Source organism: Pseudomonas sp. GOM7 (genome assembly GCF_026723825.1).
Taxonomy (GTDB): Bacteria; Pseudomonadota; Gammaproteobacteria; order Pseudomonadales; family Pseudomonadaceae; genus Aquipseudomonas.
The window spans coordinates 3,175,234-3,190,957 of the sequence record NZ_CP113519.1 but is presented as its reverse complement, the minus strand read 5'-3'; the positions used below and the strand labels follow the sequence as shown (position 1 = coordinate 3,190,957).

The 15,724-nt window shown below is 58.5% G+C and carries 9 protein-coding genes, 2 tRNA genes, 3 rRNA genes and 1 pseudogene; 11 read left to right on the top strand and 4 right to left on the bottom strand.

Features of this window, described 5'->3' with window-relative positions; translation table 11 throughout:
• Positions 1 to 450 precede the first annotated feature (450 nt).
• The 5 genes from OU800_RS13995 (at position 451) to rrf (ending at position 5,651) form a co-directional block, all read left to right on the top strand.
• Positions 451 to 1,987 (top strand): 16S ribosomal RNA (locus OU800_RS13995).
• An 85-nt stretch (positions 1,988 to 2,072) separates the two neighbouring features.
• Positions 2,073 to 2,149, top strand: a tRNA-Ile gene (locus OU800_RS13990).
• 22 nt (positions 2,150 to 2,171) lie between these two features.
• A tRNA-Ala gene (locus tag OU800_RS13985) sits at positions 2,172 to 2,247 on the top strand.
• 257 nt (positions 2,248 to 2,504) lie between these two features.
• Positions 2,505 to 5,397, top strand: a 23S ribosomal RNA gene (locus OU800_RS13980).
• Positions 5,398 to 5,535: 138 nt separating this feature from the next.
• Positions 5,536 to 5,651: ribosomal RNA gene (rrf, locus tag OU800_RS13975) — 5S ribosomal RNA — on the top strand.
• The 16S, 23S and 5S rRNA genes sit together here with 2 tRNA genes alongside, the layout of an rRNA operon.
• 412 nt (positions 5,652 to 6,063) lie before the next feature.
• Here the strand turns inward: rrf and queD are convergent.
• Both queD and OU800_RS13965 read right to left on the bottom strand, forming a co-directional pair.
• Entirely contained in the window at positions 6,064 to 6,420 is a 357-nt protein-coding gene (queD, locus tag OU800_RS13970; RefSeq protein ID WP_268177896.1) for a 6-carboxytetrahydropterin synthase QueD, read from the bottom strand.
• 106 nt (positions 6,421 to 6,526) lie between these two features.
• Positions 6,527 to 7,606, bottom strand: a complete 1,080-nt coding sequence (locus OU800_RS13965) for a patatin-like phospholipase family protein (protein ID WP_268177895.1) — start codon at positions 7,604 to 7,606, stop codon at positions 6,527 to 6,529.
• A 163-nt stretch (positions 7,607 to 7,769) separates the two neighbouring features.
• On the opposite strand from OU800_RS13965, the gene OU800_RS13960 reads away from it, so the two are divergent.
• From OU800_RS13960 to OU800_RS13945, 4 genes are read left to right on the top strand one after another with little or no spacing between them, the layout of a single operon-like run.
• On the top strand, positions 7,770 to 8,078 hold the full coding sequence (locus tag OU800_RS13960; RefSeq protein WP_268177894.1) for a PepSY domain-containing protein: 309 nt from the start codon (positions 7,770 to 7,772) through the stop codon (positions 8,076 to 8,078).
• Between the two features lie 5 nt (positions 8,079 to 8,083).
• Positions 8,084 to 8,389, top strand: a complete 306-nt coding sequence (locus OU800_RS13955) for a PepSY domain-containing protein (RefSeq protein ID WP_268184327.1) — start codon at positions 8,084 to 8,086, stop codon at positions 8,387 to 8,389.
• Positions 8,389 to 9,057: a response regulator transcription factor gene (locus OU800_RS13950; protein WP_268177893.1), complete on the top strand. Its 669-nt coding sequence runs from the start codon at positions 8,389 to 8,391 to the stop codon at positions 9,055 to 9,057. Before OU800_RS13955 ends, OU800_RS13950 begins: the two co-directional genes overlap by 1 nt.
• Entirely contained in the window at positions 9,054 to 10,367 is a 1,314-nt protein-coding gene (locus OU800_RS13945; RefSeq protein ID WP_268177892.1) for a sensor histidine kinase, read from the top strand. Before OU800_RS13950 ends, OU800_RS13945 begins: the two co-directional genes overlap by 4 nt.
• Before the next feature lie 243 nt (positions 10,368 to 10,610).
• Here the strand turns inward: OU800_RS13945 and OU800_RS13940 are convergent, their stop codons facing one another.
• Together OU800_RS13940 and OU800_RS13935 are read right to left on the bottom strand one after the other, a co-directional pair.
• Positions 10,611 to 11,207, bottom strand: a complete 597-nt coding sequence (locus OU800_RS13940) for an NADPH-dependent FMN reductase (RefSeq protein ID WP_268177891.1) — start codon at positions 11,205 to 11,207, stop codon at positions 10,611 to 10,613.
• 88 nt (positions 11,208 to 11,295) lie between these two features.
• Positions 11,296 to 13,440 (bottom strand): methyl-accepting chemotaxis protein, encoded by a 2,145-nt coding sequence (locus OU800_RS13935; RefSeq protein WP_268177890.1) that lies wholly within the window; start codon positions 13,438 to 13,440, stop codon positions 11,296 to 11,298.
• A 202-nt stretch (positions 13,441 to 13,642) separates the two neighbouring features.
• On the opposite strand from OU800_RS13935, the gene OU800_RS13930 reads away from it, so the two are divergent.
• The gene (locus OU800_RS13930) at positions 13,643 to 14,962 is read left to right on the top strand and encodes a Na+/H+ antiporter family protein (protein ID WP_268177889.1); all 1,320 of its coding nucleotides are present in this window, start codon (positions 13,643 to 13,645) and stop codon (positions 14,960 to 14,962) included.
• 118 nt (positions 14,963 to 15,080) lie between these two features.
• Positions 15,081 to 15,608 (top strand): annotated as a pseudogene (locus OU800_RS24385) (cache domain-containing protein); the annotation flags it as partial.
• Between the last annotated feature and the right edge of the window lie 116 nt (positions 15,609 to 15,724).

Below are 15,724 nucleotides of genomic sequence, written 5' to 3'. Positions count from 1 at the left end.
CAAAGCTGGATCTGGCGTGTAGAATGCGCGCCGGTCGACAGGGCGGTGTTTGAGTCTTGTTGGTGGTTCGATCGAATGGATCGAAAGCGGTTTGAAAGAGGTGGTTGACAGCGGTTTTGAACGCTGTAGAATGCGCCTCCCGCTGGAGAGAAGAAGTTCTGATCGAAGGCGCAAGTGGTTGAGTAGAAAGAAAAAATTCTTTTGAAAACGACTTGACAGAAAGAAAGGCTGCTGTAGAATGCGCGGCCTGGTTGAGGCGAGAGGCTTAACCAACTGTTCTTTAACAACTGAATCAAGCAATTCGTGTGGGTGCTTGTGAGGTAAGCCTGATAGTCGACAGATTATCAGCATCACAAAGCAACACTCGTGAATTCGAGAGTTACTCTTTTAAGTAAGAGATTTGCGATTGCTGAGCCAAGTTTAGGGTTTTCTCAAAACCCAAGCAGTATTGAACTGAAGAGTTTGATCATGGCTCAGATTGAACGCTGGCGGCAGGCCTAACACATGCAAGTCGAGCGGATGAGAGGAGCTTGCTCCTTGATTTAGCGGCGGACGGGTGAGTAATGCCTAGGAATCTGCCTGGTAGTGGGGGATAACGTTCCGAAAGGAACGCTAATACCGCATACGTCCTACGGGAGAAAGCAGGGGACCTTCGGGCCTTGCGCTATCAGATGAGCCTAGGTCGGATTAGCTAGTTGGTGAGGTAATGGCTCACCAAGGCGACGATCCGTAACTGGTCTGAGAGGATGATCAGTCACACTGGAACTGAGACACGGTCCAGACTCCTACGGGAGGCAGCAGTGGGGAATATTGGACAATGGGCGAAAGCCTGATCCAGCCATGCCGCGTGTGTGAAGAAGGTCTTCGGATTGTAAAGCACTTTAAGTTGGGAGGAAGGGTTGTACGTTAATACCGTGCAATTTTGACGTTACCGACAGAATAAGCACCGGCTAACTTCGTGCCAGCAGCCGCGGTAATACGAAGGGTGCAAGCGTTAATCGGAATTACTGGGCGTAAAGCGCGCGTAGGTGGTTCGTTAAGTTGGATGTGAAAGCCCCGGGCTCAACCTGGGAACTGCATCCAAAACTGGCGAGCTAGAGTACGGTAGAGGGTGGTGGAATTTCCTGTGTAGCGGTGAAATGCGTAGATATAGGAAGGAACACCAGTGGCGAAGGCGACCACCTGGACTGATACTGACACTGAGGTGCGAAAGCGTGGGGAGCAAACAGGATTAGATACCCTGGTAGTCCACGCCGTAAACGATGTCAACTAGCCGTTGGAATCCTTGAGATTTTAGTGGCGCAGCTAACGCATTAAGTTGACCGCCTGGGGAGTACGGCCGCAAGGTTAAAACTCAAATGAATTGACGGGGGCCCGCACAAGCGGTGGAGCATGTGGTTTAATTCGAAGCAACGCGAAGAACCTTACCTGGCCTTGACATGCTGAGAACTTTCCAGAGATGGATTGGTGCCTTCGGGAACTCAGACACAGGTGCTGCATGGCTGTCGTCAGCTCGTGTCGTGAGATGTTGGGTTAAGTCCCGTAACGAGCGCAACCCTTGTCCTTAGTTACCAGCACGTTATGGTGGGCACTCTAAGGAGACTGCCGGTGACAAACCGGAGGAAGGTGGGGATGACGTCAAGTCATCATGGCCCTTACGGCCAGGGCTACACACGTGCTACAATGGTCGGTACAAAGGGTTGCCAAGCCGCGAGGTGGAGCTAATCCCATAAAACCGATCGTAGTCCGGATCGCAGTCTGCAACTCGACTGCGTGAAGTCGGAATCGCTAGTAATCGTGAATCAGAATGTCACGGTGAATACGTTCCCGGGCCTTGTACACACCGCCCGTCACACCATGGGAGTGGGTTGCTCCAGAAGTAGCTAGTCTAACCTTCGGGGGGACGGTTACCACGGAGTGATTCATGACTGGGGTGAAGTCGTAACAAGGTAGCCGTAGGGGAACCTGCGGCTGGATCACCTCCTTAATCGAAGACATCAGCTTCTTCATAAGTTCCCACACGAATTGCTTGATTCATAGTCGAAGACGATGCTGTAACGCGACCCTGTTATAGGTCTGTAGCTCAGTTGGTTAGAGCGCACCCCTGATAAGGGTGAGGTCGGCAGTTCAAATCTGCCCAGACCTACCAATTGCTTGGTGCAGAAGATTACGGGGCCATAGCTCAGCTGGGAGAGCGCCTGCTTTGCACGCAGGAGGTCAGCGGTTCGATCCCGCTTGGCTCCACCACTCTCGCGCGTTGCGGTAGAAGGAAAGAGTTCAGAAATGAGCGCTTCAGGGTAGACCTGGTGAGTGCTGATTTCTGGTCTTTTGACCGGTAGAAACATCGTTCTTTAAAAATTTGGATATGTGATAGAAGTGACTGATTGATTGCTTTCACTGGCAATTGATCTGGTCAAGGTAAAATTTGTAGTTCTCAAGACGCAAATTTTCGGCGAATGTCGTCTTCACGATTGAGACAGTAACCAGATTGCTTGGGGTTATATGGTCAAGTGAAGAAGCGCATACGGTGGATGCCTTGGCAGTCAGAGGCGATGAAAGACGTGGTAGCCTGCGAAAAGCTTTGGGGAGTCGGCAAACAGACTGTGATCCAGAGATGTCTGAATGGGGGAACCCACCTAGGATAACCTAGGTATCTTGTACTGAATCCATAGGTGCAAGAGGCGAACCAGGGGAACTGAAACATCTAAGTACCCTGAGGAAAAGAAATCAACCGAGATTCCCTAAGTAGTGGCGAGCGAACGGGGACTAGCCCTTAAGTTGATTTGAGTGTAGTGGAAGGCTCTGGAAAGTGCCGCCGTAGTGGGTGATAGCCCCGTACACGAAACGCTCTTATCAATGAAATCGAGTAGGACGGGGCACGAGAAACCTTGTCTGAACATGGGGGGACCATCCTCCAAGGCTAAATACTACTGACTGACCGATAGTGAACCAGTACCGTGAGGGAAAGGCGAAAAGAACCCCGGAGAGGGGAGTGAAATAGAACCTGAAACCGTATGCGTACAAGCAGTGGGAGCCTACTTTGTTGGGTGACTGCGTACCTTTTGTATAATGGGTCAGCGACTTATATTCAGTGGCGAGCTTAACCGAATAGGGGAGGCGTAGCGAAAGCGAGTCTTAATAGGGCGCTTTAGTCGCTGGGTATAGACCCGAAACCGGGCGATCTATCCATGGGCAGGTTGAAGGTTAGGTAACACTGACTGGAGGACCGAACCGACTACCGTTGAAAAGTTAGCGGATGACCTGTGGATCGGAGTGAAAGGCTAATCAAGCTCGGAGATAGCTGGTTCTCCTCGAAAGCTATTTAGGTAGCGCCTCGTGTATCACTGCTGGGGGTAGAGCACTGTTTCGGCTAGGGGGTCATCCCGACTTACCAAACCGATGCAAACTCCGAATACCAGCAAGTGTCAGCACGGGAGACACACGGCGGGTGCTAACGTCCGTCGTGAAAAGGGAAACAACCCAGACCGTCAGCTAAGGTCCCAAAGTTATGGTTAAGTGGGAAACGATGTGGGAAGGCTTAGACAGCTAGGAGGTTGGCTTAGAAGCAGCCATCCTTTAAAGAAAGCGTAATAGCTCACTAGTCGAGTCGGCCTGCGCGGAAGATGTAACGGGGCTCAAACCATACACCGAAGCTACGGGTTCATCCTTTGGATGAGCGGTAGAGGAGCGTTCTGTAAGCCTGTGAAGGTGAGTTGAGAAGCTTGCTGGAGGTATCAGAAGTGCGAATGCTGACATGAGTAACGACAATGCGAGTGAAAAACTCGCACGCCGAAAGACCAAGGTTTCCTGCGCAACGTTAATCGACGCAGGGTGAGTCGGCCCCTAAGGCGAGGCAGAAATGCGTAGTCGATGGGAAACGGGTTAATATTCCCGTACTTCTAGTTACTGCGATGGAGGGACGGAGAAGGCTAGGCCAGCACGGCGTTGGTTGTCCGTGTTTAAGGCGGTAGGCTGGTTTCTTAGGTAAATCCGGGAGATCAAGGCCGAGAGCTGATGACGAGCGTTCTTTTAGAATGCGAAGTGGTTGATGCCATGCTTCCAGGAAAAGCTTCTAAGCTTCAGGTAACTAGGAACCGTACCCCAAACCGACACAGGTGGTTAGGTAGAGAATACCAAGGCGCTTGAGAGAACTCGGGTGAAGGAACTAGGCAAAATGGCACCGTAACTTCGGGAGAAGGTGCGCCGGTGAGGGTGAAGCATTTACTGCGTAAGCCCATGCCGGTCGAAGATACCAGGCCGCTGCGACTGTTTATTAAAAACACAGCACTCTGCAAACACGAAAGTGGACGTATAGGGTGTGACGCCTGCCCGGTGCCGGAAGGTTAATTGATGGGGTTAGCGCAAGCGAAGCTCTTGATCGAAGCCCCGGTAAACGGCGGCCGTAACTATAACGGTCCTAAGGTAGCGAAATTCCTTGTCGGGTAAGTTCCGACCTGCACGAATGGCGTAACGATGGCGGCGCTGTCTCCACCCGAGACTCAGTGAAATTGAAATCGCTGTGAAGATGCAGTGTATCCGCGGCTAGACGGAAAGACCCCGTGAACCTTTACTATAGCTTTGCACTGGACTTTGAGCTTGCTTGTGTAGGATAGGTGGGAGGCTTTGAAGTGGGGACGCCAGTTCTCATGGAGCCATCCTTGAAATACCACCCTGGCAACCTTGAGGTTCTAACTCTGGCCCGTCATCCGGGTCGAGGACAGTGTATGGTGGGTAGTTTGACTGGGGCGGTCTCCTCCCAAAGAGTAACGGAGGAGTACGAAGGTGCGCTCAGACCGGTCGGAAATCGGTCGTAGAGTATAAAGGCAAAAGCGCGCTTGACTGCGAGACAGACACGTCGAGCAGGTACGAAAGTAGGTCTTAGTGATCCGGTGGTTCTGTATGGAAGGGCCATCGCTCAACGGATAAAAGGTACTCCGGGGATAACAGGCTGATACCGCCCAAGAGTTCATATCGACGGCGGTGTTTGGCACCTCGATGTCGGCTCATCACATCCTGGGGCTGAAGCCGGTCCCAAGGGTATGGCTGTTCGCCATTTAAAGTGGTACGCGAGCTGGGTTTAGAACGTCGTGAGACAGTTCGGTCCCTATCTGCCGTGGACGTTTGAGATTTGAGAGGGGCTGACCTTAGTACGAGAGGACCGGGTTGGACGAACCTCTGGTGTTCCGGTTGTCACGCCAGTGGCACTGCCGGGTAGCTATGTTCGGAAGAGATAACCGCTGAAAGCATCTAAGCGGGAAACTTGCCTCAAGATGAGATCTCACTGGAGCCTCGAGCTCCCTAAAGGGCCGTCGGAGACTACGACGTTGATAGGTTGGGTGTGTAAGCGCTGTGAGGCGTTGAGCTAACCAATACTAATTGCCCGTGAGGCTTGACCATATAACACCCAAACAATCTGCCCTCGTGCAGAGGGTGTCGATGGTGAAGTCGACAGAAAGCCGAAAATTTGCAAGAACTACAAAGCTTCTATCACGTATCCAGGGGATAGCGTCTAACGACGAGATCCCAACCGAATTGCTTGACGACCATAGAGCGTTGGAACCACCTGATCCCATCCCGAACTCAGTAGTGAAACGACGCATCGCCGATGGTAGTGTGGTGCTTCACCATGTGAGAGTAGGTCATCGTCAAGCTCCTATACGAACGCCCTGATCAGGTAACTGGTCAGGGCGTTCTTCTATGTGCGCGAAAAATGGCAGGTGGCGGTGAGAGTCCCGGAGTGCCGGCCAGATCATCGTCAAGCTCCTATACGAAACCCCAGATCGCCAACGCGGTCTGGGGTTTCTTCTTTGCGCCGGGAAAAGTCGAAGCCTGGCGTAGGGGGCGCTGTGCGCACCGATGCTCCGGGTTTATGGCCATGGTGCGCGCGGCGCACCCTACGCAGATTCAAGGTGGCTCGATACATACGGGATCCGAGCAGCCTGTAGATGCGCTGTGCGTACCGAGGCTCCGGGTTCATGGCCATGGTGCGCGCAGCGCACCCTACGCTGACTTCGCAATGAAAAGGCCACCTAGAAGGTGGCCTTGGTGTGGCTGGGGCGCTGATCAATCGCCGCGATATTCGCAGCCGCTGGTGCAGGTCTCGTGGATTCGCACGCGTGACAGTTCGGGCAGCAGGGGTTTGACCTGTTGCCAGATCCACTTGGCCAGCACCTCGCTGGTGGGGTTTTCCAGGCCAGGGATGTCGTTGAGGTAGTTGTGATCAAGTTGCTCGTAGATGGGCTTGAAGATCGCCTTGATCTCGGAGAAGTCGCGTATCCAGCCGGTATGGGGATCCATCTCGCCTTCGATATGCAGGGCCACCCGGAACGAGTGGCCATGCAGGCGACCGCATTTGTGGCCTGCGGGGACATGGGGGAGGCGATGGGCCGCCTCGAAGATGAATTCCTTGAACAGTTCCACTGTGTTGCGCTCGGCTTGCCATGATCGTTAGGGCGCGCAGTTTAACAGTTCTTGCCCATCGGCCGGGCAGCCTGTGAGCTTCAGGAAGGCACACAGTCGCCTCAGCTCATAGTGGTTGCAAGCGAGTCGCGAGCTGGCCGCTTTCCACCAGTTCGAGAAATTCGTCACCCAGGCGTTCACTTTCGGCCATGGCCTGCCGCCAGTAACGTTCGCGACCTGCATCGTCACCGAGATAGCGCTTGAAGTCGCGACGATCCGGCAGCTTGCCATGGGGCAGGCGCGCCAGGTATTGCGCAGAGGGGGCAAGCAGCACCACGTTCTGCAGATGCCCAGGCGTGCTGCGTCGCCAGGGAATGCCCTTGTCGAACCAGCCCGGAATCACCCGGTCGGTGAAGTGCGGGTAGAGCACGATGTCGTCACCGCTGTAGGGCAGGTCGAGATGATAGTCGAGCAGGCCGCCATCGCGGTAGGCGCCCGGCTGCAGACCGGGAATCTCACGGATGGCTTCCATGACCATGGGGATCGACCCGGAAGCCATAAGGGCGTGGCGCAGGTTGTCGGCCGTCAACACGTGAAAGTGCGAGGTAAAGTCCTGAAGTCGTGCCAGGGGCGGTAGCTGGCGGGCGTCATGCAGAATCACCCGCTCGAAATGGCGCGCCAAGCGTTGTCGGGCCAGCAGGTTGTTACCTATCACCGAGGACAGCCCGAGGCTGAGCTTGCCACGATGATCGTGTTGCAAGAGGCCCTGACTTCTCACCACGACGACATGCAGGCGGTAGTGGGCATTGCCGATGATGTCGGCATCCTGATCGGCCAGTAGCTCATCCAGCATGCGCCGACAAGTGCTTGACACTTCGGCCATGCTCACGCCCTTGGCGAAGCGTTGCGAGGTGTAGAGTTCACCGAGTCGGCGAATGCCCTCGGCTGGGTCGGGCAGACAGGCGCTGGCGAAACGCCAGGAGCCGATGGAGGCGCCGATCAGCGCCCGTTCACGCGGCGCCCGGGCCAGCCAGTCGCCGAACAGCGCCAGATCCAGCCCCTGAATGCCCAGCCCTTTGGGCCCGCCTGCGGCGCCCGGCAGAATGCCGACATCCGCTGGGCTCAGGCCTTGCTCGCGGATGCGGGCCAGGGCCTTGCTGCCGGCCTTGATGGTCAGGGCGGGGGCTTTGATATGGATTGCGCTCATCATCATCTCCATCGATGCAAGCTGGCGATTATAGAGCCCTGTGAAGCACGGCCAAGCGACTTCAGTGGCTGAATGACGCACCTGTGCGAGACAGCATTCAGCTTGAATTAAGTGCCATTACTTACAGTGGTGGCCGTACAGTTTTCTTTACTGGAGTCTACTCATGAATCGATTGCTCAGTGTTCTGGCCTTTGCCACGCTTGCTGGCGCCGCTACCATTGCCCAGGCGCGCGATCTGGCGCCGGATGAGGCGCAGCGACTGCAGGATGCCGGTACCATCAAATCCTTCGAGCAGCTCAATGAACTGGCGCTGGCCCAGCACCCGGGTGGCAGCATCAGGGAAAGCGAACTCGAGGACGAATATGGTCGCTACATCTACCAGGTCGAGTTGCACGATGCCAATGGCGTGCAATGGGATCTGGAACTCGACGCCAGCAGCGGCGCCATTCTCAAAAATCACCAGGATGACTGATGAACATGCGTACCTTTGCCATCCTCATGCTGCTGAGTGGCGTGCTGCTCAGTGGCGTGAGCCTGGCGCGTGATCTCGACCAGGACGAGGCCCTGCGCCTGCGCCGGGAGGGGGTCATCCTGCCCTTCGAGCAGATGATGAAACGGGTGGATCAGCATTATCCTGGCTCCACGCTGCTGGAGGCCGAACTCGAGGAGGAGGACGGCGTACTGGTCTACGAAGTGGAGATTCTCACGCCGCAGGGTGTGGTACGCGAGCTGGAACTGGACGCGCGTGACGGACGCGTACTGAAGGACGAGGAAGATGACTGATGCGCCTGTTACTGGTTGAGGATCATGTGCCCCTGGCCGATGAGTTGAGTGCGAGCCTGACCCGCCAGGGGTATGCCGTGGATTGGCTGGCAGACGGCCGCGATGCCGCATACCAGGGCGCAAGCGAGCCCTATGACCTGATCATTCTGGATCTCGGTCTGCCGGGCAAACCTGGGCTCGAGGTGTTGCAGGAGTGGCGTGCCGGCGGCCTAACCACCCCTGTACTGGTGCTCACCGCGCGCGGTTCCTGGGCCGAGCGCATCGAGGGCCTGAAAGCAGGGGCCGACGATTACCTGACCAAGCCCTTCCACCCGGAAGAACTGGCCTTGCGCATTCAGGCCCTGCTGCGCCGTGCCCATGGCCTGGCTAACCAGCCGCAACTGGAGGCGGCCGGCCTGCAACTGGACGAAAGCCGCCAGTGCGTGACCGCTGGCGGGCAGCGCATCGATCTGACGGCCGCCGAATTCCGGCTGCTGCGCTATTTCATGCTGCACCCTGGGCAGATCCTGTCCAAGAGCCACCTGGCCGACCACCTCTACGATGGCGAAACCGAGCGTGATTCCAACGTGATCGAGGTTCATGTCAATCGTCTGCGCGGCAAGCTGGGGCGCGAAGTCATCGAAACCCGGCGCGGCCAGGGCTACCGCTTCAGCGGAGAGCGTGGGTGAGGTCGATTCAGCGGCGCCTGAGCCTGGGCCTGGCGGCCGTGTTGTTGCTGGTTGGCCTGGCCCTGGCGCAGGCGGGCTTGTGGGTGTTCGACCGTGGTTTGCGCGCTTACCTGGAGGAAGATCTGCGCGACGAAGCGCAGGGCTTGCTGGCCGCTCTGGTGCGTGGCCCGGCGGGCCTGCAACTGGATGAACGGCGCCTCGACCCGTCCTTCCAGCGGCAGTTCTCCGGCCATTATTTCCGCATCGATTTCACTGATCACAGTTGGCGCTCACGCTCGTTGTGGGATCGTGAGTTGCTCAAGCCTGCAGGCCCTGGCATGCACGATGGTCTCAGCGATGGGCCGCAAGGGCAGCGCCTGCTGGTGTACCGCGCCGACTACCGGCGTTACGGGGAAAACCTGTCGATCAGCGTGGCGCAGGACTACGCGCCGATCCTGCAGGGCTTTCGCCGCATGCAGTGGCTGGGCCTAGGGCTGGGGGGCGCCGCGCTGGTGCTGATCCTGATTGCCCAGCGCTACACGGTGCGGCGAGCCCTGAAGCCTCTGGAGCAGGTGCGCCAGCAGATCGCCCAGTTGCAGCAAGGCCAGCGCAGCGAGCTGGATACCCAAGTGCCTGAAGAGCTGGAGCCCCTGGTGGCGCAGATCAACCACCTGCTGGCCCATACCGAGGACACCCTGAAGCGCTCGCGTAACGCCCTGGGTAATCTGGGCCATGCCCTGAAAACCCCGTTGGCCGTGTTGATCAGCCTGGCCGGGCGCGAGGAATTGGCGGCCCATCCGGCCTTGCGTGCCACGTTGCGCGAACAGCTCGAACAGATCGAACAGCGCCTGAGCCGCGAGCTGGGCCGTGCGCGCCTGGCAGGGGAGGCACTGCCAGGCGCGCGCTTCGATTGTGCCCAGGAACTGCCAGGGCTATTCGCCACCCTGGCGATGATTCATGACCATGGCATCGAACTGGACTGGCAGGCACCTGCCGGCCTGGTGGTGCAGCGCGATCGCGAAGACCTGCTGGAGCTGCTCGGCAATCTGCTGGACAACGCCTGCAAATGGGCCGATGGCCAGGTGCGCCTGGCGTTACAGGAGACGCCTGGCAAGCTGCTGATCCATGTCGATGACGATGGCCCGGGCATCGAACCGCAGCGCCGTGAGGAGGTGCTGGGGCGGGGCACGCGCCTGGACGAGCAAGTCGCCGGGCATGGCCTGGGGCTGGGCATCGTGCGCGATATCGTCGAAGCCTGGGGTGGCTCCATCACCTTGCAGGACAGCCCGCTGGGCGGGCTGCGTGTGGCCATCGAACTGCCGAGCCGCTAACAGGCTGTTGAAAAACTACCTACGTTGCCATTGCTGCGTTAAAAACAGGCTCGTGCGCGAGTCCGATCAAAATGCTCATTTACAGCTCGTAAAGTCGAGCGCGACCCCGGTCGTTTTTCGCCTGTTTTTGCGGGGCCGCCATCGGTATTGCACTGGCTGCCTCGGCTCGGGCTTCCTGCTTCGCTCTACCTCCTGCATCCATGCAGTCGTCGCATACGTTTTTCAACGGCCTGCTGAGCGTCCTTACATGCCGTTGGCGAACGCCTGATTGTCGAAGCCTATGGCAGCGCGTACCGGCTGCAGAGCATGGGCGTAGCGCACCAGTACATCGAGGGCATAATCGGCGCGCTCGTGGATGCGCTGATCGGCTTCGTCCTGCGCCTGTGGTGCATTCAGCACCTTCTCCACCTGGCGCACGATCAGGTGTTCGGGCAGATAGCAGAGGCGGCAGTTCTTGTAGCTGGAGGCGCGCAGTTCGCTGATCGGGTAGGCGCCACCGATACCCGAGGAAACGCCCACCAGCAGTCCCGGCTTGTGCGCCAGCTCCGCCTTGCTGGCGTAGAGGAAGAAGTTCTTGATTGCCGGACAAGCCATGCCGTTCCACTCCGGCGCAACGATCACCAGGGCATCGGCTGCCGCCAGTTGCTGGCGATAGAGCTCCCAGGGGCCGGCGTCTTCGGCGGGCCAGAGTGGCAGCGGCGCCAGACCCAGGTCGATGATGCTGCTTGATTCCTGGGTGGTATGACCCATTTCGATCAGACGCTGACGCAGAAAACGTGCGACCTTCCCCGACTGGCTGTTGTTACGGCTGGAGCCGGCGACCAAGGCGATATTGAGCATGCTGCTTCCCTCAAAAAAAGAACGCAGGCTAGGCCATTGACCGCCTGCGCTGCAAGGGAGGCGCTGCCAGATCAGGGATGATCTGGCGTCATACGCGGAACTGATCCATCAGACCCTGCTGGTGGTTGGCCAGCCGATTTAGGTTCTGGCTTACCTGGGCCGATTCGCCTGCCTGTGCGGTAATGGCTTCGGTGACATCGCGAATCGCGGCGACGTTGCGGTTGATCTCTTCGGCGACCGAGCTCTGCTCTTCGGCCGCGCTGGCGATCTGCAGATTCATGTCGGTGATCACGCTTACCGCCTGGCTGATGCGCTGCAGCGCGGCGACCGCCTTTTGTACCTGATCGACACTGCCCTGGGCCTGGTGATAGCTGCTTTGCATGGTGCTGACCACCTCACGGGTACCATTCTGCAGGCCTTCGATGACCAGGCGGATCTCTTCGACCGAGCCTTGGGTGCGCTGGGCCAGGTTGCGTACCTCGTCAGCCACCACAGCGAAGCCTCGACCTGCCTCGCCAGCGCGTGCTGCCTCGATGGCGGCATTGAGTGCCAGTAGGTTGGTCTGCTCGGCGATGGCGCGAATCACTTCCAGCACCGAGCCAATTTTTTCGCTGCTGCTGGACAGGCCTTCGACCTCTTGCATGGCGACATTCATCTCGTTGGCCAGCAATTCGATGCTGCTCGTGGTCCTGTCGACCTCCTGCTGGCCTTCGCGGCTGGCTTGATCGGCACCGCGTGCCGCCTCAGCCGCCTGCGCTGCGTTGTGAGCTACGTCGTGAGCCGTGGCGCTCATTTCCTGGAAGGCGGTGGCAACCTGATCCACCTCGCGGTACTGCTGCTGCATGCCCGCGCTGGTCTGGCTGGCGATGGACGCGGCCTGGTCCGCGGTGCTGCGCGCATCGACGACGCTGTTCTTGACGTCGGCGATGATGGGCTGAAGCTTGTCGAGGAAACGGTTGAACCAGCTCGCCAGCTCTCCCAGCTCGTCACGCCTGGCATAGCCCAGGCGGCGAGTGAGATCGCCTTCGCCGCTGGCGATGTCCTTGAGCATCGCGGCCACACCGAGGATGGGCCGGGTCACGCCACGTGCGGTCAGCCACATCAGCAGCAGGCCGGCTGCTGCGGCCCCTAGACCGAGCAGCAGGGCGAACAGTTTGTCGCTGGCCTGGCGCTCGTCCAACTGGCCGCTGAGATGAATGGCTCGCTCAAGCAAGATGGCCTTGGGCACTTCGAGCAGCACGCTCCAGGGCTTGGCTTCCGGAATCGGTCGGAACGGGCTCAGCTCTTGCAATATGTCGCTGTGATCGAGTTCGGCAGCCGTACCGTTCTGAATCAGTTGGCGCAATTGAGCGGCTTTTTCCGGGTAGGCGCGTTCCACCGGCAGGCTGAGCAGGCTGGCATCGCGGCTATGGCCAACCAGCAGGGCAGAGGGGCTGAGAATGCTGACGTGGCCCTGGCCCTCGTAAAGTTCGCGATTGGCCTCCTGGCTGATTTTCTGCAGGCTGTCGAGGCTGATGTCCAGGCCCGTCACACCGATGATCTTGCCGTCCTGCTCCAGCGGGAAGGCGATGCTGGTCATCAGTACCTTCTGGCCGCCAACCACATCGTAATAGGGTTCCAGCACGCAAGGCTGTCGCGTTTCGCGAGGGCAGGTATTCCACGCGTTGTAGGGCACACCGTTGTCTCCGGGCGTGCTGTCCGCCAGAAGCTCCTCGGATATGGTTTCGGAGGCAAGCTCGCCGGGTGTCGACTGTGACCAGTACAGCGCAAAGCGTCCTGTATCGTTGCCGCCCTGCTTAGGCTGATCGACGAAGAGCTCGTCCTTGCCGTCGAGTAAGTTGGGGTCGAATACCAGGTACATACCGAGCAGATCGGGATTGGCTTCCAGGTTGGTACGCATCTGGCGTGCGAGATCTTCACGCAGATCAAAGGCATCGAGAAAGCGTTTGTTGGCCTGCTCTCGCAAGAACAGGAACTGCCGGGAGAAGCTCTTACCGTATTGGTAGGACTCCATGAAATAGCGCTGGATGCGAATCGCTTGCAGCTCGGCGAGTGCCTTCAGGCGCTGCTTGGCACTTTCCTCCATCATGGTGGCGCTGGCATCTCGCACCAGGGTGGCGCTACGACTGGATTGGTACTGTGATGCGCCGATCAATAGGATCACGATGGCGAGCAGGCATAGGCCGGCGAGCAAGGTGATCTTCCATTGGATCGAAAGACGGCTGAACGGCATGATGCGTTCCTTTCTACGAGGGCTGGTGCAGTTATCGGCAAACGGGCGGTCTTCTTGACTGGTACAGCGATCGATCGAAATTATGCACGAAACGATTAATATAATGAACGGTAAGTGGTTTTTGACAGCGTAGCCCGCTTGCTTCAAAGTACGCGGCTTTTTGCGCCGGCCCCAGCCGGCATTCCGGCAGGTAGGCTCTTTTATGAACGCTGTAATCGCTGCGGTTGGCATCATGTTGGTGCTCAGCCTTTGTCGCGTCCATGTGGTCGTGGCGTTGATCGCCGGTGCGCTGGTCGGTGGCATGCTCGGTGGGTTAGGCGTTGACGGCACGCTGGCCGCGTTCAACCAGGGGTTAGGCGGTGGCGCCAAGGTGGCGCTGTCCTACGCATTGCTGGGCGCCTTCGCCGTGGCCATTGCCAAGTCCGGCCTGGCTCATGCTCTGGCCGACAAGGCATTGAGGCTGGTCGACAGTCAGCACGAAGGTGGCGGTGCTGTGCTCAAGTGGGGCCTGATCGCGCTGCTGCTCCTGGTGGCTATCGCCTCGCAGAACGTTCTGCCGATCCATATCGCCTTCATCCCTCTGCTGGTGCCGCCACTGCTATACGTCATGAGCCGGCAGCAACTGGATCGCCGACTGATCGCCTGCGTGCTGACCTTCGGCCTGGTCACGCCTTACATGTTTCTGCCCGTCGGCTTCGGCAGCATCTTCCTCAACGAAATCCTGCTGGCCAACGTCGCCCACGCCGGCGTCGACGTCAGTGGCGTGAGCATCACCCAGGCCATGGCGATTCCGGCTCTGGGCATGTTCTGTGGGTTGCTGGTCGCCGTGCTGTTCAGCTACCGCGGTAAACGCAGCTACGACCTGAAGAAGATCGAACAGGCCGAACGGGTGGACGTCCAATACAACCCCGTGAGCCTGCTGGTGGCCGGCGTCGCCATCGCCGCTGCCTTCGTCGTGCAGCTCTGGCTGGATTCGATGATCATCGGCGCCCTGGCGGGCTTCGTGATCTTCTCGATCTCCGGTGTGGTGCGTTGGCGCGAGGCCGATGGCCTGTTCACCGAAGGCATGAAGATGATGGCCATGATCGGCTTCATCATGATCGCGGCGGCTGGCTTCGCCGCGGTGATGGAGGCGACCGGCGAGGTGAAGGCCCTGGTGAATGGCGCGGCCGAGCTGATCGGCCACAACAAGGCCTTGGGCGCACTGCTGATGCTGCTGGTGGGGCTGCTGGTGACCATGGGCATCGGCTCGTCATTCTCCACCGTGCCGATCATTGCCGCGATCTTCGTCCCGCTGGGCCTGCAACTGGGGTTCAGCCCTTTGGCCATCGTCAGTATCGTCGGCACGGCCGGAGCCTTGGGCGATGCTGGCTCGCCGGCGTCCGACTCCACCCTGGGGCCCACCGCCGGTCTGAACATCGACGGCCAGCACAACCACATCTGGGACAGCGTGGTGCCCACCTTTATGCACTACAACCTGCCGCTGCTAGCGTTCGGTTGGGCCGCAGCTATGCTTCTGTGAGGGCATCTTCCGCGCTCGGATTTTCAGTCCATCAGGTCGCTTTCAAGTTCTTCAGCGGGGCTGCCGATACAAGCGCTAGCCCCGTTTTTTCATTGGCAGCATTAAAGGACAATAAGAAATGCGCCTGACATTGAAAGCCAAGGTAATACTCCTGGCCCTGGTGCCGGTGATGCTCTTCGCACTGGTGCTCAGCGGTACCGCCGCCCAGGTGTTGCAGAGCCTGGCCGCCGACGAGGTGGCCGAGACCCGAGAGCGTTTGCTGCAGGAGAAGCGCACCGAGCTGCAGAACTACATCCAGATCGCCGTCGGGGCGGTGAAGAGCCTCTACGACAACGCCAGTCAGGGCGACATGGCCAGCCGCGAGCAGGCTATCGCCATTCTCTCGAAGATCAAGTACGGCACTGACGGTTACTTCTTCGCGCATGATTCCAACGTGGTGCGCCTGTTTCGCAGCGACAGCCCGGTGGACGTCGGCAAGAGCCTGATCGACCGGCGTGATGTGAACGGCGTTTACATCAACCGCGAGCTGGTCAATGTCGCCAAGAACAATACCTACTTCGTGAACTATTCCTCGCCGCTGCCGGGCAACGAGTCGGTGCAGGTGCCCAAGCTCGCCTACAGCTACTACCTGCCCAAGTGGGACATGGCGTTGGGTACTGCGCTCAATCTTGACGGTATCGAGGCGCAGATCGCCGAGGTGCAGGCAGCCATCGACAAGCGCATCAGCACCATCATCACCAGTGTTGTCGTCGTGGCAGCGGT